Source organism: Metaplanococcus flavidus, from assembly GCF_042675885.1.
Lineage (GTDB): Bacteria > Bacillota > Bacilli > Bacillales_A > Planococcaceae > Planococcus > Planococcus flavidus.
This window is the reverse complement of record NZ_JBHTKI010000017.1, coordinates 66,021-84,030: the sequence shown is the minus strand read 5'-3', so window position 1 is coordinate 84,030 and position 18,010 is coordinate 66,021. Positions and strand designations below refer to the sequence as shown.

Annotated in this window: 18 protein-coding genes and 1 other annotated feature; of the genes, 16 read left to right on the top strand and 2 right to left on the bottom strand. The window is 47.9% G+C overall.

Going from position 1 to position 18,010, the window contains the following annotated elements; translation table 11 throughout:
* Window positions 1-204: 204 nt before the first annotated feature.
* From ACFQ1X_RS11660 to ACFQ1X_RS11625, 8 genes are all read left to right on the top strand, one after another.
* Entirely contained in the window at window positions 205-1,434 is a 1,230-nt protein-coding gene (locus ACFQ1X_RS11660) for an MFS transporter (protein WP_144841038.1), read from the top strand.
* A 134-nt stretch (window positions 1,435-1,568) separates the two neighbouring features.
* Window positions 1,569-2,408 (top strand): GNAT family N-acetyltransferase, encoded by an 840-nt coding sequence (locus ACFQ1X_RS11655; RefSeq protein WP_144841037.1) that lies wholly within the window; start codon window positions 1,569-1,571, stop codon window positions 2,406-2,408.
* Window positions 2,409-2,763: 355 nt separating this feature from the next.
* Window positions 2,764-3,732: an ABC transporter ATP-binding protein gene (locus ACFQ1X_RS11650; RefSeq protein ID WP_144841036.1), complete on the top strand. Its 969-nt coding sequence runs from the start codon at window positions 2,764-2,766 to the stop codon at window positions 3,730-3,732.
* Window positions 3,729-4,367, top strand: coding sequence for an ABC transporter permease (locus ACFQ1X_RS11645; protein WP_144841035.1), 639 nt, complete (start codon window positions 3,729-3,731; stop codon window positions 4,365-4,367). The genes ACFQ1X_RS11650 and ACFQ1X_RS11645 overlap by 4 nt, the downstream gene beginning before the upstream one ends.
* A gap of 15 nt (window positions 4,368-4,382) precedes the next feature.
* Window positions 4,383-5,291 (top strand): glycine betaine ABC transporter substrate-binding protein, encoded by a 909-nt coding sequence (locus tag ACFQ1X_RS11640; protein WP_144841034.1) that lies wholly within the window; start codon window positions 4,383-4,385, stop codon window positions 5,289-5,291.
* Window positions 5,292-5,449: 158 nt separating this feature from the next.
* Complete coding sequence (locus ACFQ1X_RS11635; RefSeq protein WP_144841033.1) at window positions 5,450-6,598, top strand: thiolase family protein; 1,149 nt, start codon at window positions 5,450-5,452, stop codon at window positions 6,596-6,598.
* Between the two features lie 18 nt (window positions 6,599-6,616).
* Window positions 6,617-7,387 carry a 3-hydroxyacyl-CoA dehydrogenase gene (locus tag ACFQ1X_RS11630; RefSeq protein ID WP_144841032.1) on the top strand — a complete coding sequence of 257 codons (771 nt, stop codon included), beginning with the start codon at window positions 6,617-6,619 and terminating at the stop codon, window positions 7,385-7,387.
* Between the two features lie 12 nt (window positions 7,388-7,399).
* A complete protein-coding gene (locus ACFQ1X_RS11625) occupies window positions 7,400-8,548 on the top strand; it encodes an acyl-CoA dehydrogenase family protein (protein WP_144841031.1) in 1,149 nt (382 codons plus the stop codon).
* Between the two features lie 62 nt (window positions 8,549-8,610).
* On the opposite strand, the gene ACFQ1X_RS11620 is transcribed toward ACFQ1X_RS11625, so the two are convergent.
* Window positions 8,611-8,847: a hypothetical protein gene (locus tag ACFQ1X_RS11620; protein WP_144841030.1), complete on the bottom strand. Its 237-nt coding sequence runs from the start codon at window positions 8,845-8,847 to the stop codon at window positions 8,611-8,613.
* A 517-nt stretch (window positions 8,848-9,364) separates the two neighbouring features.
* Window positions 9,365-9,597 (top strand) — a binding site (T-box leader).
* Between the two features lie 60 nt (window positions 9,598-9,657).
* Here ACFQ1X_RS11620 and trpD point away from each other — a divergent pair.
* The 7 genes from trpD to ACFQ1X_RS11585 all read left to right on the top strand — a co-directional run bounded on the left by trpD (window position 9,658) and on the right by ACFQ1X_RS11585 (window position 15,689).
* Entirely contained in the window at window positions 9,658-10,650 is a 993-nt protein-coding gene (gene trpD / locus ACFQ1X_RS11615) for an anthranilate phosphoribosyltransferase (RefSeq protein ID WP_144841029.1), read from the top strand.
* The gene (trpC, locus tag ACFQ1X_RS11610; RefSeq protein ID WP_144841028.1) at window positions 10,647-11,423 is read left to right on the top strand and encodes an indole-3-glycerol phosphate synthase TrpC; all 777 of its coding nucleotides are present in this window, start codon (window positions 10,647-10,649) and stop codon (window positions 11,421-11,423) included. The genes trpD and trpC overlap by 4 nt, the downstream gene beginning before the upstream one ends.
* Entirely contained in the window at window positions 11,420-13,225 is a 1,806-nt protein-coding gene (trpB, locus tag ACFQ1X_RS11605) for a tryptophan synthase subunit beta (RefSeq protein ID WP_144841027.1), read from the top strand. Before trpC ends, trpB begins: the two co-directional genes overlap by 4 nt.
* On the top strand, window positions 13,222-13,992 hold the full coding sequence (gene trpA, locus ACFQ1X_RS11600) for a tryptophan synthase subunit alpha (protein WP_144841026.1): 771 nt from the start codon (window positions 13,222-13,224) through the stop codon (window positions 13,990-13,992). The genes trpB and trpA overlap by 4 nt, the downstream gene beginning before the upstream one ends.
* A gap of 21 nt (window positions 13,993-14,013) precedes the next feature.
* Window positions 14,014-14,604, top strand: coding sequence for a DNA-3-methyladenine glycosylase (locus tag ACFQ1X_RS11595; protein ID WP_144841025.1), 591 nt, complete (start codon window positions 14,014-14,016; stop codon window positions 14,602-14,604).
* Window positions 14,605-14,673: 69 nt separating this feature from the next.
* On the top strand, window positions 14,674-15,201 hold the full coding sequence (locus tag ACFQ1X_RS11590) for a type 1 glutamine amidotransferase domain-containing protein (RefSeq protein ID WP_144841024.1): 528 nt from the start codon (window positions 14,674-14,676) through the stop codon (window positions 15,199-15,201).
* A gap of 173 nt (window positions 15,202-15,374) precedes the next feature.
* Window positions 15,375-15,689, top strand: coding sequence for an ArsR/SmtB family transcription factor (locus tag ACFQ1X_RS11585; protein WP_379082649.1), 315 nt, complete (start codon window positions 15,375-15,377; stop codon window positions 15,687-15,689).
* Between the two features lie 90 nt (window positions 15,690-15,779).
* Here the strand turns inward: ACFQ1X_RS11585 and ACFQ1X_RS11580 are convergent, their stop codons facing one another.
* Window positions 15,780-16,592 carry a GNAT family N-acetyltransferase gene (locus tag ACFQ1X_RS11580; RefSeq protein WP_379082646.1) on the bottom strand — a complete coding sequence of 271 codons (813 nt, stop codon included), beginning with the start codon at window positions 16,590-16,592 and terminating at the stop codon, window positions 15,780-15,782.
* A 373-nt stretch (window positions 16,593-16,965) separates the two neighbouring features.
* Here ACFQ1X_RS11580 and ACFQ1X_RS11575 point away from each other — a divergent pair, with 373 nt between their 5' ends.
* Entirely contained in the window at window positions 16,966-17,892 is a 927-nt protein-coding gene (locus tag ACFQ1X_RS11575) for a manganese-dependent inorganic pyrophosphatase (RefSeq protein WP_144841021.1), read from the top strand.
* Window positions 17,893-18,010: the final 118 nt, after the last annotated feature.

The following is an 18,010-nucleotide window of genomic DNA, read 5'->3' as shown; positions in this document are numbered from 1 at the left end:
CAAGCACGCCGCTTTAGCAGCTGCCTAAATTTAAAAAACGGAAAAAATGATCCGAAAAATCGTCTGCACTTTTTAAAAGGGCGATTTATGAAATTGATTCATATAACTTAAATATTAAGAAGAACTTGTGTCATTTTCGTCGTACGCGTATAGTGATAAGGTGTAAAGACACCAAGTCGAATGCTTAGGACAAGGGGAATGGAAATGACCACAATTACTGATACTGAAAAAAATACCGCGCCAATTTCGCGCAATAAATTACTTTGGGTTGCCGGTCTCGGTTGGCTGTTCGATGCGATGGACGTGGGGATTCTATCCTTCATCATCGCGGCACTCCAGCAGGATTGGAATCTGACGACAGATCAAATGGGCTGGATCGGCAGCATCAATTCCATCGGGATGGCTGTAGGGGCATTCGTTTTCGGAATTTATGCAGACCGGGTCGGAAGAAAAAAGATTTTCATCATTACGTTATTACTGTTTTCACTGGCGAGCGGTATTTCCGCTTTCACGACCACACTTGCCGCGTTTATGATTCTGCGGTTTTTCGTCGGCATGGGGCTTGGCGGGGAATTGCCGGTGGCGTCGACGCTTGTATCTGAAAGTGTCCCGGCTAAAGAACGCGGAAGGGTCGTCGTTTTGCTGGAAAGTTTCTGGGCCGCTGGTTGGCTGCTGGCAGCCATCATTTCGTATTTTGTTATTCCGGCATCAGAATACGGTTGGCGCATCGCGTTATTGATCACAGCTTTGCCGGCTCTCTATGCGCTTTATCTGCGGATCAATCTTCCCGATTCACCGCAGTTTACTGCGAAGAAAGACGTTCTTCGTTCCATCAAGGTCAACATCAAGGATGTCTGGTCGAAAAAATATGCCAAAGCCACTTTGATGCTTTGGATCGTTTGGTTTATGGTCGTGTTTTCCTATTATGGAATGTTCTTATGGCTGCCAAGTGTCATGGTGCTGAAAGGCTTTACGCTGATCAAAAGTTTCCAATACGTGCTGATCATGACTTTGGCGCAGCTTCCGGGTTATTTTACGGCAGCCTGGCTCATTGAAAAGATTGGCCGGAAATTCGTTTTGGTCACTTATCTCTTCGGTACAGCTGCCAGTGCGCTCGCTTTCGGCAATGCCGAATCGCTGGCGATGCTGATTACGGCAGGGGCATTCCTGTCATTCTTCAACCTCGGGGCCTGGGGAGCACTGTATGCTTATTCGCCTGAACAATATCCGACTGTCATCAGAGGAACCGGGACCGGAATGGCGGCGTCATTCGGCCGCATCGGCGGAATTTTCGGGCCGCTGCTTGTCGGCTTCATGCTGACAGCGGGTTATGGGGTCAATGTAATCTTCGCGATTTTCTGCGGTGCAATCATTATCGGTGCGCTGGCAGTTGCATTCCTGGGAGTTGAAACAAAGCAGAAAGAATTGGATTAAAAGATTTCACGGCGGCTGTCGGCGGTTTTTCAATTGCTGGCAGCCGCTTTTTATTATTTAGAGAAATAAGCAGGAAAAACAGCATTGATAGCCAATACTTATTAAATGGATTAAATAGAAAAGAGTGTGGGATTATGGAATGGAAAGTATACCCTGATTCATTTGAGTTCAGTAAAAAGGTGGAGCCCCTTCTTTATGAAAATGAAGACCAGTACAGTTTGTTCCTTGGGATACTCAGCCAGATTCAAAATGGCCGCTACGAAGATTATTTTTTGGCATTGGCAGAAGAGGCGGGGGAAATTCTTGGAGTTTGTCTCATGACGCCGCCGCACCCGTTGCAAATCATCTTCTTTAAGGAAGATACCGATTTAGAAGAAACTCTTGCGCTTCATTTGAAAAAAGCGGAACTGGAAATACCGGGGGCCATAGGAGACAAAGAACATGCGGAAAGATTTGCAGGAGCATGGACTGCCTTGACTGGGGCAATAGTAGAACTTCAAATGGACGAAGGTCTGTACCGGATTGATGCGGTGGTTCGGGGTCTTGAAAAGAGCCCCGGAAGCTGGCGGGTTGCGAACAAACAGGATGCGGAATTGCTCGAGGAGTGGTATCTCCTGTTTGAAAAGGAAACAGGCATTGGGGCTTCCAGCCACCGGGACGCTTCGATGAAAATCGAACAATTTCTGGAGGATAAAGAAGTTTATGTCTGGGAAGTTGATGGGCAAATCGTCTCCTGCATGAAAAAATCGCGTCCTTCAAAACACGGCATCACGGTTTCTTTCGTATTTACGCCGAAAGAACATCGGCGTAAAGGGTATGCGCGCACAATGGTGGCGGAAGTGACGGAAGAATTGTTGCTGGAATTCAACTTTGTGATGCTTTATACCGATTTGAAAAATCCTTCATCCAATAAAATCTACAGCGAAATTGGTTATGAGCAAATTGCCAATCCGGTGCATTTGCGATTCAGTTAAGACTGTTATTGAGAATGACAGATGAATATGCTTCATTTTAAGGAACTGAGTTTATAGCGGGGATGGTCGCTGTTTCAGGAAAAGTTGAAGACAGAGATTATAATTCACTGAGCAGGCGTTTGAAGGAATTGATCGTCTCCAACAAATCACTTGGATCAGGAGAAATGTGAATTAGCAAAAGCGGTGCCTTATGGGTGCCGTTTTTGTTTAATCAGTACCAATTTCAATTAAACTAAGCAGGAAATAGAGGGTAATTGTTTTTATATACACAATTAACGAAATCTTAAAGCATAATACAGGGCTAAAAAGGGTAATAAAAAAGACAGTAGGAAAGTTGCAGGAAGGGGCAGTGGGAATGATCCGTTTTGAACGAGTGACCAAGCAGTTTCCGGATGGGACGGAAGCGTTAAAAGATATTTCGGTAGTATTTCCCACCCATAAGCTGACTGTCGTGATCGGACCAAGCGGTTGTGGAAAAACAACGCTCATGAGAATGGTCAATAAATTGGAAACGCCGACGAAAGGCGATATTTTCATAGATGAAAAACCGATTACTGGACTTGAAGAAGTACAGCTGCGCCGGTCGATCGGTTACGTCATTCAGCGGATCGGACTGTTCCCGCATATGACGATAGCCAAAAATGTTTCCCTTGTTCCCCGTTTGCTCGAATGGCCTGAAGAACAAACCGCCAAAAGGGTCGATGAATTATTGAAACTGGTGGGGCTGGCTCCGGATACTTATAAAGAGCGATATCCGCTGGAATTGAGTGGAGGGCAGCAGCAGCGAGTGGGAGTGGTGCGCGCTCTGGCGGGGAACCCGAATATTATTCTTATGGATGAACCGTTCTCTGCACTTGATCCGATCAGCCGGGAGCAATTGCAGGACGATTTAAGGAAACTTCAGCAGGAAATTCAAAAGACAATTGTTTTTGTGACCCATGATATGGATGAAGCATTGAAAATTGCGGATTCGATCATCGTTATGCGTGAAGGGAAAATCGAGCAGGTAGGCACGCCGCAGGAATTGATCAGTAATCCTGCCAATGACTTCGTGGAAAGTTTTATCGGGTTGGATCGGATCAACCGGCAACGTTCATTCGGCGAACGGAAACTTAAGGAATTTTTGGGCGTGTTTGCTGAGAATCCGAAAGAAGGCGCCTTGCAGATCTCCGGAGAAGCGACAATTGATGAAGCGTTCACCGAAATGGAAAAAAGTGGATATTCGTTTTTACAGATTATAGATGGTGGGAAAACATTGGCTTATGCCAATGATCGCGATTTGGTCAAGGCAGCTCTCCGGAAAGAGGAGGCTGAAACAGTATGAGAAACTTTTTTGATACGCTGGTCAGCCGGCAGGATATGATTCAAAGTGCATTTCTGGAACATATCTATTTATCGTTTGTAGCAGTGGCCATTGGCATCGCCATCGCTTTGCCCACGGGAATTATCATTGCCCGTTACCGTCGATATGCGGAACCGATCATTGGTGTGACTGCCGTTTTTCAGACAATACCGAGTCTTGCGTTATTCGGTTTTTTGGTGCCCATCCTCGGAATCGGCTCTCCGACAGCTTTGATCGCACTTATCATTTATGCACTGCTGCCGATTCTGCGAAATACTTATACCGGCATCACTGGAGTTGATGGCTCCACAATTGAAGCGGGACGCGGCATGGGGATGACCCGCACCCAAATACTCAGGCAAATTGAATTGCCGCTGGCGCTGCCGTTCATCATGGCCGGAATCCGGACGGCAACCGTATTGACAGTAGGAATTGCGACATTGGCGACTTTTGTGGGCGCTGGCGGTCTCGGAGATATTATTTACCGGGGGCTGCAATCCTATAATAATTCATTGGTTCTGGCGGGCGCTTTGCCCGTGGCATTACTCGCGATCGGCTTTGACCTGATTCTCAAAACGATTGAGAAAAGGGCGACGCCGAAAGGTTTGAAAAATTAAAAGGGGGAATTGACGATGAAAAAAGAATTGACTGTAATGTTGGCAGCTGGGGCATTGATCTTGTCCGGATGCGGGGGTACCGGAAGTGGTGATACCTCCGATCCGATTATCATCGGAGGCAAGCCGTGGACGGAGCAATACATTCTGCCGCATATTTTGGGGCAGTATATAGAAGCGAATTCTGATTACACGGTGGAATACGAAGATGGACTCGGTGAAGTGTCCATTCTGACGCCTGCACTCGAGCAGGGCGATATCGATCTTTATGTTGAATACACGGGAACAGGTCTGAAAGATGTGCTGAAACAGGAATCCGAACCGGGCCAGTCGTCTGAAGAAGTTTTGGAGCGCGTCCGTGAAGGGTACGAAGAAGAGCTGGATGCGACGTGGCTGGAGCCTCTCGGTTTTGAAAATGGCTATACATTGGCCTTTTCTAAAGACAGTGGATTTGATGCAGAAACGTATTCAGACCTGGCAGAAATTTCCCAGTCGCAGGACTTGAGTTTTGGAGCTCCTCACCCGTTTTATGAACGGCAGGGTGATGGCTACGACGATTTGATCACGACGTATCCTTTTGAATTTTCAGCGACCGACAGTTTTGACCCGGCAATTATGTACGAAGCGGTGAACAATGGCGAGGTCGATGTCATTCCGGCCTTTACGACCGATAGCCGAATCGGGCTGTTCGACTTGGAGACGACAGAAGATGACCTGTCATTCTTCCCGAAATATGACGCAGCTCCAGTAGTGCGGATGGAAACATTGGAAGAATATCCGGAGCTCGAGGATCTGCTCAATGAACTGGCGGGGCAAATCAGCGAAGAAGAAATGCTGGCGATGAATGCCCGTGTTGATGTGGATCAGGATCAACCGCAGGATATCGCGAGAGATTTCCTGGTTGAAAAAGGGTTAATTGAAGAATAATTACAGGCAAATAGCCAAATCCCGCAAACTACTTTGCGGGATTTTTTATGGTGTCCAAGTAAGAATTCGAGTACAATTAAATTGAATGAATAGTCATTCAATTTCGAATGACATTACATTGATTGAATAAAAGAAAACTTATGATGGGGTGGATAGATATGCGTGAAGTGGTAATTGTTGAAGGAGTAAGAACGGCAGTCGGACGGAGAAAAGGTTCGTTTTCGGAAACGCGTCCGGATGAACTGGCGGCGCTGGTGCTGACGGAATTGGTCGAGCGGGCTGGTGTCAGCAAAGGGGATGTGGAAGATATTATCTTGGGCTGCGTTTCACAATCCGGTGAACAGGGAGGCAATATTGCGCGGACAGCGTCGTTGATTGCCGGGTTCCCGGATTTTGTTCCAGGCGTCACGATTGACCGCCAATGTGGTTCAAGTCAGCAGGCTATTCATTTTGGTGCCCAGGCAATTCTGGCGGGCGATATGGATATCGTCATCGCCGGCGGTGTCGAAAGCATGACGCGGGTGCCGATGTTTTCAAATATGCAAGGGGCCAAGCCAAGCAATAAGCTGACGGAGAAATACGAAATCATCAATCAGGGTTTATCTGCTGAACGAATTGCTGGAAAATGGGGTTTGAGCCGCCAGCAATTGGACGAGTTTGCGCTGCAGAGCCATAAGCGTGCGTTGGATGCCATCAATTCGGGCCGTTATGATAAAGAAATTCTGGCTGTCGAAGTGACAGATGAAAACGGCGGCAAACACTTGGTTGCAAAAGACGAAGGGCCTCGCCCGGAGACGTCAATGGAAGTTCTTGGCGGCCTGAAAACGGTGTTTGATGAAAGCGGTGTCATTACTGCGGGCAACGCCAGCCAAATGAGTGACGGCGCATCAGCGGTTTTATTGATGTCACGTGAAAAAGCGGAAGAGCTCGGGGTAAAACCGAAAGCACGTATTATTGCCCGTGCAGTCGTCGGTTCGGATCCGACGTTGATGCTGACGGGGCCGATTGCTGCTACTAAAAAGGTGTTGGCAAAAGCGGAGCTCGAAATTGGGGATATGGATCGCTATGAAGTGAACGAAGCGTTTGCGCCTGTTCCTCTGGCTTGGTTGAATGACATCGGGGCCGATTCTGAAAAATTGAATGTCAACGGCGGAGCGATTGCGCTTGGCCATCCGCTCGGAGCAACCGGCACGAAGTTGATGGTGTCTCTATTGCATGAATTGGAGCGTACCGGCGGCCGTTACGGGTTGCTGGCGATTTGTGAAGGTATGGGCATGGCGAACGCAACGATTATCGAAAGACTATAAAAGACCGGGGGAAAAAAGATGAAAACCAGTGAAGTGAAAGCAATCATCACCGGCGGAGCGTCAGGACTCGGGGAAGCCACCGTCCGCCGCATCGTCGAACGCGGTGGGAAAGCTGCGATTTTCGATTTGAATGGTGAAAAAGCAGCAAAGCTTATTAAAGAACTCGGCGAGGAATCGGTGTGGTATGCGGAAACGGATGTCACCGATGCTGCACAGGTTGAAAAGCAGACAGCAGCAGTTATCGAACGTTTCGATTCGGTGAATCTTGTCGTTAATTGCGCAGGAATTGGAACACCTGGAAAAGTCGTTTCCAAGGGTGAACCACAACCACTGGAGCAATTTGAAAAGGTCATTCGCATCAATCTGATTGGCAGTTTCAATGTGCTTCGCGTGGCAGCGGCCGCTATGCAAAAGAATGAGGCGAATGAAAACGGCGAACGTGGAGTCATCATCTCGACTGCATCTGTCGCCGCATATGAAGGACAAATCGGTCAGGCGGCCTACAGCGCTTCAAAAGGCGGCATCGTTTCAATGACTTTGCCGATTGCGAGGGAATTTGCCCGCGACGGCATTCGCGTCATGGCGATTGCACCTGGGTTGATGAAGACGCCGATGTTTGATGGTCTGCCGGAAGCGGCCATCGCGTCACTCGAATCTGCTGTTCCGTTTCCCGCAAGACTCGGGCGGCCGGCTGAATACGCGCAATTGGTGGAAAGCATCATCGAGAATCCGATGCTGAACGGCGAAACGATCAGGCTGGACGGAGCAATCCGGATGCAGCCGAAATAGGGGGATGGAATAATGGGAAAATATCGATTTGAAGAAGATGAACACGTGATGTTCCGGAAGTCTTTACGGAAATTCCTTGAAAAAGAAGCGGTGCCGCAATACGAGCAATGGGAAAAAGACCGGCTGATTCCGAAATCATTCTGGAAGCGCCTCGGGGAAATGGGTTTCCTGTGTCCGCAAGTGGAAGAACAATACGGCGGGCTCGAGCTTGATTTCCGCTATGCCGTGATCATTGGCGAAGAAATGGAACGCGTAGGCGCCAGCTTAACAGGCGTCGGTTTGCACAACGACATCACAGTGCCGTATATCGAAGCCTACGGCAATGAAGAACAGAAACAGCGCTGGCTGCCGGGTTGCATTTCTGGTGACTTCATCACCGCAATTGCCATGACGGAACCCGGAGCGGGGTCGGATCTGGCGAACATTTCGACCACTGCCGTGCGTGATGGCGACAATTACGTCGTCAACGGCCAAAAGACATTCATTACCAACGGCATCAATTCAACGCACGTCGTCGTCGCAGTGAAAACGGACACTAAAGCGGAATCGAAGCATCGAGGTATATCACTGCTGATGATTGAAGAAGGGATGCCGGGCTTTACGAAAGGCCGCAAACTCGATAAAGTCGGACTTCACGCACAGGATACATCCGAATTGTATTTTGAAGATTGTGTCGTGCCGGTCGCAAATTTGATCGGTGAAGAAAACAAAGGCTTTACTTATTTGATGGAGAAACTTCAGCAGGAACGTCTCGTTGTCGCGATGGCGGCCCAAACCGCTTCGGAAGATATGCTCGAAATGACAGTCGACTACGTGAAATCCCGCCAGGCATTCGGCAAGCCGATCAGCGCTTTTCAGAATACCCAATTCAAGCTGGTTGAAATTGCGACCGAAGTGGAGCTGGGCCATTCATTTTTGGAGTCATTGATCGAAGAGCATATGGCCGGCAAAGATATTGTTTCCAAAGTATCGATGGCGAAATATTGGCTGACAGACACCGCCAAAAGAATATCCGGCGAATGCATGCAATTGCACGGCGGCTACGGTTATATGGAAGAATACAAAATCGCCCGCCGCTACCGGGATATTCCGGTGGCAGCCATCTACGCCGGATCCAATGAAATCATGAAAACCATCGTCGCCAAGCGGATGGGTTTGTAAAAATATGTAAATTATCAATTCGTATCCACGGCAATTGAATAGGCGAGGAATAGCTTTGTCTGCTAATAGTTCATTGCCGAATTAACCATAACAATTAAAATTACAATCGAGCCAAGGAATAATATATAGCTTCCAATTTTAATATCTTTTGACCAATCTTTTATCCCCATTAAAAAGAAGAAACTGCTTAAAGAAATACCAAGATATATAGTTAGCTTCTGGGATGGTTCATTATTGGAGCTATGTATTCCGAATATTAGTGTTGATACAGCTGCAAGTACAATAAAAATTTTTAACATAATAAAATCTCCTTAATCTTAGTAATACCAAAACTCTATCATAAAATTGTTTCGGTTTCAGTGGAGTTAATTTCATGTTTTCTCATTAACAAACCGAAGATTGCAGTGGTCTTTTTTCTTTTCCATCGATTTGGGAACAATTAGTCTTCGTTCCATTTCGGAAATGCGCCGGCGCTGGATGACGCCTAGATATGGAGCAAAACAGCGAAGAGTTGGGCGAAGGTAGTTCGGCCGACTCTTTGCGACGAAGCAGCGCAGCGATGCAGGAGCAAAAATAATAATCGTGCTCCTGCAGTGCTACGCACTTCGTCGCAAAGACATTATCCTCGCAAGCTTCGGTTAATGTCTTCGAAGCTGTTTTGCGGAATATCGATTCTTTAATAGTAGGAAAATCCGAAATCCGCAATTCTTATGCTTGACAGAATAAACAAACTAATTTAATGTAAACTACAACTTGTTGGAAGAGCGGCAAGTCTAATTCGAGAGAAGAGCCCAGAAAAGATGAGAATAGCAGAGAGCAAAATCGAGGATTGAGACGAGTAGGCAACGGTATCTATTTAGAGAGTCAGCGGCTGGTGAGAGCTGATTGGATCCCTTGCGCGAATGGACTTAGGAGAGCTGGCCTGAAAATGGAAATGAGTAAGGCAGACGTATGCCCTGCGTTAAAGGGAAAGGCGTAAAGCCTGTTTGAGTGAGTGCAGAAATGCATTAATGCGTGGTGGTACCGCGGTTTTTTAACCCGTCCCCGCAACCGGATACAGATCCGGTTGCGGGGATTTTTGTATTCAAAAGAGCTGAGGAGAGATGAAAATGAGACGAGAAGAGAGTTTGAGTGAGCACAGAATGTACAATAAATCGCTGGAAATATTGGATGGACAAATGACTGATGGTGAAATAAAAGGGTTTCTTGAAGCAATGCATCAAAGAGGGGAAACGGCAAATGAACTGGTAGGACTGGTCAAGGCCATGAGGTCAAAAGCAGTGACACTGCCCGAAACCAGCGGATCACTGATTGACGTGTGCGGCACCGGGGGGGACCGTTCATTCAGTTTTAACATCAGTACGCTGACGGCTTTTGTCCTGGCGGGTTGCGGCATGAAAGTCGCGAAACATGGAAATCGCAGCGTTTCGAGTAAAACCGGCAGCGCCGATGTTTTGGAAGAGTTGGGCATCGGGACGACAGCAGGCACGGCAACCATTCCGGAGTTGATCGACAAGACGGGAATCGCATTTTTATTCGCTCCGGCAATCCATCCTGCTCTTGGGAAATTGCGAACAGTGCGGAAGAGCATTGCGACGCCGACCATTTTCAATCTGGTCGGACCGCTCGCCAATCCGTTGCCGATCGAAGTGCAGATGACCGGCGTTTACCGCCGGGATATGCTGGAGCCGATGGCAGACGCACTTATGAGACTCGGCAGAAAACGCGGAGTGATGGTGCACGGGGCTGGCGGAATGGATGAACTTTCTCTGGCGGGCACCAATGAATTATTGCTGTTTGATGAAAATGGCAAAAAAGCGATTCAATTTCATCCCGAAGAAGCCGGATTGAAACTTGCGCCAATCGAAGCTGTCAGAGGCGGAGATGCCAAACGCAATGCCGCGATTTTTCTGGAAGTGCTCGATGGCAAAGAGAGTGCGTATCTTGACACCGTAGCGTTGAATGCCGGTGCGGCACTTTTCGCCGCCGGCAAAGCAGGCACGATTGCCGAGGGCGTTCATGTGGCCAGAAAATCAATCGTCTCGGGTGAAACGGCGCGCGTATTCAATGCGCATCGCCAGGCTGTGGGGGTGCTGGTATGACGATATTGGATGAAATCATCGCGGCGAAACGGAAGGAAATAAAAGAATATCAAGGTGTTGAATCAACTTCAGTAAACGGTTTTCCGGGAAAATTCCGCCTGGCGGAGCGGCTGAGAGATGGACGCGGTGTCATCGCGGAAATCAAACGGGCGTCCCCTTCGAAAGGGAACATCCGGATCGACGTTGATGTTGCTGAGCAGGCGAAAATATACGAACGGGCCGGAGCCGCAGCAATTTCCGTCTTGACGGATGAATTGTATTTCAAAGGTTCGATGGCTGATCTGGAAAAGGTGGCACGACTGGTGTCGGTGCCAGTGCTGTGCAAAGACTTTATCGTCGACAGCGTCCAGATTGACCGTGCGAAAAATGCCGGTGCCACAATCATTTTATTGATTGTTGCGGCATTGGAGCAGCGGGAGCTTGAAAAGTTGTATTCATACGCTCAGGCGAAGGGGCTGGAAGTGCTCGTTGAAATCCACGACCGCGAGGAGCTTGATGTTGCTCTTAAATTAGGCGCTGAACTGATCGGGGTTAATAATCGCAATTTGAAAACCTTTGAAGTTTCGCTGGAGCGGACAGCGGAAATTGCTGGACATTTTCCGGACAGCGGGGATTCGCTGCTGATCAGTGAAAGTGGAATCTTTTCCGAAAGCGATGCCTCGTATGCATTCAATAAGGGAGCTTCCGGCATCCTGGTCGGTGAAGCGCTGATGCGCTCGGCGGACGCAGGCGCGTGGATTGAGTCTGTCACTTCTTCGGAGGTGGAGAAATGACAAAAGTGAAAATTTGCGGGTTGCAGGAAATCGAGCATGTACGTGCGGCATCTGAAGCCGGCGCGGCAGGGTTCGTCTTTGCGCCAAGCCGCCGGAAGGTTTCCATCGAACAGGCTGCTCGCCTGGCGACGGAACTGCCTGACTCGGTAGAGAAAATCGGTGTGTTCGTCAATGCTGACCTGGATGAAATTTTGGAGGCGATCCAAAAAGTTCCGTTAACGATGGTGCAACTGCACGGTGATGAAACGGACGATTTGATTCGCAGCATTCCTGTTAAGGTGATTCAGGCGTTTTCGATCCGTGATGCAGATGATGTAAGGAAGCTGGAGCAGTCGATTGCAGATTATGTGCTGGTCGACGCGCCGGGAATACAACATCGCGGTGGAAGCGGCAGAAGGTTTGACTGGACTTTACTGGAACAGGCTGTCATCGAACCAGGCAGGCTGATAGTGGCCGGGGGATTGGACACAGGGAATGTGGAGGCGGCAATCAGCTCGCTTGCTCCATACATGGTGGATGTTTCCAGTGGTGTCGAGACGGACGGAAAGAAAGACGCCGAAAAAATAAAAAATTTTATAAAAACTGTAAAGGGTGATTCGATGCAGCATACAACGGGAACAAAAGAAGAAACAGGATTTTTTGGACGTTTTGGTGGACAATTTGTACCGGAGACATTGATGCGGGCAGTGAAAGAATTGGAAGCGGCTTATGCAGAGGCGAAAGAGGATTCTGACTTTCAGGCAACTTATCATCATTATCTGAAGGAATATGTCGGCCGCGAACAGCCGCTCACTTTTGCAGCAAGACTTACGGAAGCGTGGGGTGGACCGAAGGTATATTTGAAACGGGAAGACTTGAATCATACCGGCGCCCATAAAATAAACAATGCAATCGGTCAGGCTTTATTGGCGATTCGCATGGGCAAACGGAAAATCGTTGCAGAAACCGGTGCTGGCCAGCACGGTGTGGCAACAGCCACAATCTGTGCGCTGCTGGATCTGGAATGCGTTATTTTCATGGGCGAAGAAGATATCAGAAGACAGCAACTGAATGTATTCCGGATGAAACTGCTGGGCGCGAAAGTGGAAAGCGTCACAAAAGGCAGTGCTACATTGAAAGACGCGGTCAATGAAGCCTTGCGCTACTGGGTGTCAAATGTAGGAGACACCCATTACCTCATTGGTTCAGCACTTGGTCCGCATCCATTCCCGACGATGGTCCGCGATTTCCAAAGTGTCATCGGCAAGGAGACGCGCAAACAAATTGTGGAAAAAGAAGGGCGTCTGCCGGATGTTATTTTGGCGTGTGTTGGTGGAGGGTCGAATGCAATCGGCATGTTCCACCCGTTTGTGAATGATGAAGGTGTCCGGCTCATTGGCGTTGAGGCGGCAGGTGAGGGTGTCGATACGAACAGGCACGCTGCGACGCTGACCAAAGGGACGGAAGGTGTGCTTCACGGAGCCTTTATGAAATTGTTGCAGGATGACAACGGACAGGTTCAGGAAGCGCATTCGATTTCAGCAGGACTGGATTATCCGGGAGTTGGTCCGGAGCATGTACACCTGGAGGATATCGGCCGGGTCGAGTACAAAGCGGTAACAGATGACGAAGCGCTGGCTTCTGTCATTACCCTGTCGAGACTCGAAGGGATCATTCCGGCGCTTGAATCCGCGCATGCGGTAGCGGAAGCGGAAAAAGTGGCTGCCGCCATGGGCCCGGAAGAAATCTTGGTAATTTGTGTATCCGGCCGGGGCGATAAAGACATGGCGACCTATGCGGAAAAATTGGAGGGACTGGCATGAAACGATTACAGACTTTGAAGGACGACGGCGGCAAGGCATTCGTCGCTTATATTATGGCGGGAGACGGCGGCTTGGACCGGCTCCGCGGCCAGGTTGAATATTTGCAGGGCACGGGCGTAACGGCAATTGAAATCGGTATTCCTTTTTCCGATCCGGTGGCTGATGGACCGGTGATCGAAGAAGCCGGCAATCGGGCACTCAGCGAAGGCGTGACACTCGATAAGGTTTTATTGGAAATGAAGAGCTGGAATTTCGAAATGAAGATTCCGTTGATTGTCATGACGTACTTGAATCCGGTGCTCCGTTACGGTGCGGAGCGTTTTGCTGCAGCCTGCCGTGATGCAGGAGTTTCGGCGGTCATCATTCCGGATCTGCCGTTTGAGCATCAGCAGCTCGTTGCACCCTACTTAAAAAATGCAGAAATCACTCTGATCCAACTGGTGACGCTCACTACCACTGAAAATCGGCTGCACGATATTTTGAATGCGGCCGAAGGGTTTGTCTATGCCGTCACCGTGACCGGAATTACCGGTGTGCGCGATGAACTGACCCAGGAAGTGAAAGAGTTCATGAAAGTTGTGCGGGCAGAGAGCCCGGTACCGGTGTATGCGGGGTTTGGCATTTCCAGGCAGGAGCATATCGACTTGCTTCGCGACGATGTCGATGGCTTCATCGTCGGTTCGGCGATCGTCAAAGCGTTTCATGACAATAAAATCGGGGACATCGAACCCCTGATCGATGCAGTGACCCGCAGCAACCCGGTATAATGGGTGCTGGAGGGATGTACGATGTTCAAACCAGTCACAGCTGATTTTTTTGATTTGCCGACCTTGGAATTATCGCGGAATCTGCTCGGACAGATTCTTGTCCACGAGATGCCGGGCGGGATTGTTGCCGGCCGCATTGTCGAAACGGAAGCTTATATGGGAGCGGAAGACCGGGCAGCACACAGTTTCGGCAATAGAAGAACCAAAAGGACAGAAATCATGTTCGGCAAAGCCGGACTTGTTTATACGTATCAAATGCACACTCATACCCTGATCAATGTAGTCAGTGGCCAGGTTGACACACCGCGTGCCATTCTCATACGTGCAGTGGAACCGGTTGAAGGCATAGACCTGATGGCGGAACTCCGCGGTCGTCACCTGCCGATCAGGCAATGGACGAGCGGACCCGGAAAACTGACAAAAGCGATGGGCATTACTATGGATTATTACGGCCACCATTTTACGGAGCAACCCTTATATATAGCGCAAGGGGATCCGGTTCATGCCGTTTCAGTCGGACCTAGAGTCGGCATCGGCAATTCGCAGGAAGCCGTCGATTATCCTTACCGGTTTTGGGAACAGGACAATCCTTACGTATCAAAATTCCGTTGAACTCCATGTTTAGTAATATTTATCCGTGGAATAATAAGGGAGAGTTTAAAACCAAAGGAGTGAAAGATAGTGGCAAAAATCGCAACGCTAATAACGAATATGTTTGAGGACGTAGAATATACCGATCCGTCGAAAGCATTCAATGATGCGGGTCACGAAATTTTCACGATTGAAAAAGAAGCTGGCAAAGAAGTGACGGGCAAACAAGGGGAAGCTGTCGTGTCGATCGACAAAGGCATTGATGACGCCGACCCGAATGATTACGATGCCTTGTTCCTGCCAGGCGGGTTCTCTCCCGATCAATTGCGTGCAGATGACCGCTTCGTCAACTTTACGAAAGCATTCATGGACGCGGAAAAACCAGTTTTCGCCATTTGCCATGGACCGCAATTGCTTATTACGGCAAAAGCGCTGGAAGGCCGTGATGCAACAGGTTACAAATCTATCCAGACGGATATGGAATATGCTGGTGCGAAAGTGGTCGATCAGGAAGTGGTTGTTTGCCAAAACCAATTGGTGACAAGCCGTAATCCGGATGACATTCCAGCGTTCAACCGCGAGTCATTGCGCGTACTGGAAGAATATTCATCTAAATAAAACCAATTAATTAATGACCCCGTCAGTTTCGGCTGTCGGGGTTTTTTAATGGGGAAATTAGGGGGCGAAAACAAAAGCTCCGCACTCCGATCCTTCTTGCTTAAATAAGTGGATACTTATACAATAAATGACGAAACTCTTGAAAGCAGGTGCATTTAATGGATTATTTGTCCATGGAATCATATTTAAAGGCAATCAGCGATCATAACCGGATGCTGATCCTGAAATACTTATCGACCGAATCGCTTTGCATCTGTGAATTTACGGAATTACTGGATATGACGCAGCCGGCAGTCAGCCAGCATATGCGGAAATTGAAAACAGCCGGGTTGGTCACCGAAGAAAAGCGGGGACGCTGGACGATTTGGTCGCTCGATGTACGGCATGCACTTTATCCGATGCTGATTCACCTGTTGAGTTTGTTGCCGGAGCCGGAAGTTACTGTGGAATCTTTGGTAGCGGGAGGAAAGAAAGTGGTTTGTGATTAGTAAGATGTGCTGGGATGGGGAAGTTGGGCGCACTCTCCAAACGAAATAAAAAAGTCGTGCCTCTCCATTTTGGGAAGAAACACGATTTTTTTAATCCAGAAACTTGGCCATATAAATCTCGTCGTAATATTTGCCGTTGATGACCATGGAATCCTGGCGAATGCCTTCGGATACATAGCCGGCTTTTTCAAATAATTTTCTGCCCGGCTTGTCATTTTCGACAACTGTCAATTCCAGCCGGCTGATATTTTTGGATGCGGCCCATTCTTCGCCTTTTTGCAGAAGTTTGGTGGCAATTCCTTTTCGCCGGGCGTCCGCCTGGACTCCGATACAGATTTCTGCGCGGTGAGCCGCGCGCTTGGCGGCATTGCCGACTACAGTCAAAAAGCCGACATGTTCGCCGTTCAAAATTGCGATAAAGATGGTGGAATGTCCGCTTTGGCGCCATTCGATTATTTGTTTCCGGACTTTTTGGGTGGACTGGATGCGTTCATCCTTGCCGTATAGCATAAAGTCAGATTCGGCTTCAACTGTTTTCATAAGGGCGGCGAGAGAGCGGGCGTCGCCGTGTTCGGCGTTGCGGATCAGCAAAATATCTTCATCCCCTTTGCCATTATTGGCGTGGGATCCTTTGGAAGCATCGATTCTTTCAAATACGACGTGGCGATTCGTCTCCACTTCACTGACAAAATAACCTGCATCCATCCATGCATGGAAATGCTTGGCGGGTGCTTTGGTTTTTTTCCACCAGCTCCTGTTCAGATAAGCGGCATTGGGCAATTGTTGGCCCATAATCTGTTCAATTTCGTTAAAGCTGAGTTTAATTTTTGCATTAGTGGCAGATGAAAAGTAATTTGCTAACGGAATGTATTTCTTTTCCAAAATTATAGTCAATATTTTCACTTCCCTTCAGAAATTTTTGGATTAATTGTATTAATTATACCATTAGTACTATTACAAAGTATATTATTTTGTTCATTAATGCTAAAAAACTTTTATTCTGAATAAAAAGATTTTATTTTTTATTATTTTTTTCAAAATTGTTCCAACCTAATTACTAAATTTACAATTTAACCTATTTTAGTAATAAAAAAGGCTTAGTCATATAATACTATCAAAAAGTTTTTGATACCACATTTTTTTCAACTAATTAAAACAATGTCTCACAAACCTTCACGCGACCAGTTTATTCTGTTCCATTTATTATGAAAGTTCAGCTGTGCAGGCAATTATGGTAGAATTACACGGAAACCAACTTTGATCAGGAGGCATAAAAATGTCAAAAGTTTTAGTATTAGGCCATAAAAATCCGGACACTGATTCGGTATGTTCAGCTATTTCATATGCGTATCTAAAAAATGAAACAGGAATGGAAGCGGAACCGGTCCGCCTCGGCGAAATGAATAACGAAACGATTTTCGCCTTGAAGGAATTCGGATTCGAAGCTCCGCGCCTGGTAAGACGTGTTTCTGAGGAAGTTTCTCAGGTGATACTCGTCGACCATAACGAGCGCCAGCAAAGTGCCGAGGATATTGATGAAGTCCAAGTGATTGAAGTGGTCGATCATCACCGGATCGCTAATTTTGAAACGACGGATCCGTTATTCTTTCGCGCCGAACCTGTCGGCTGCACGACGACCATTCTTTTGAAGTTGTTCAAGGAAAATGATGTGGAAATACCTGCAAATATTGCCGGGTTGATGCTGTCCGCCATTATATCCGATTCGCTGTTGTTCAAATCACCGACCTGCACAGAGCAGGACGTGCGCGCTGCGCGTGAATTGGCTGAAATTGCCGGAGTGGACGTCGATGCATATGGTTTGGCGATGCTGAAAGCCGGAGCGGATCTCAGCAATAAAACACTGGAAGATCTGATTTCCCTCGATTCGAAAGAGTTTGAAGCGGGAAGCCACCGCTTTGAAGTGGCGCAGGTTAATGCGATTGATGTTTCAGAAGTGCTCGGGCGGCAGGATGAACTGGAAATTCTTATGGCACAGTCAATCACCAACAAGCAACTTGATCTTTTTGTTTTTGTTGTAACAGATATTTTGAATAATGATTCGGAAGCGATTGTTCTTGGCAGAAGATCCGATATTATCGAAGGAGCATTCAAATCGAGTGTAGTGGATAATCGGGTGCTGCTCCCAGGAATTGTGTCACGCAAAAAGCAGATTGTACCGGTCATTACTGAAGCCTTAAGCTGATTCCCATGAGGGAGTCAGTTTTTTTATTGGGAAAGATGGATAGCGCAGGTTCTTAGAAAAAATTGCGGTGTCCAGACTCCAGCGGCCCAGCCCCTCGAGCCGCTTCGGACTTGCCAGT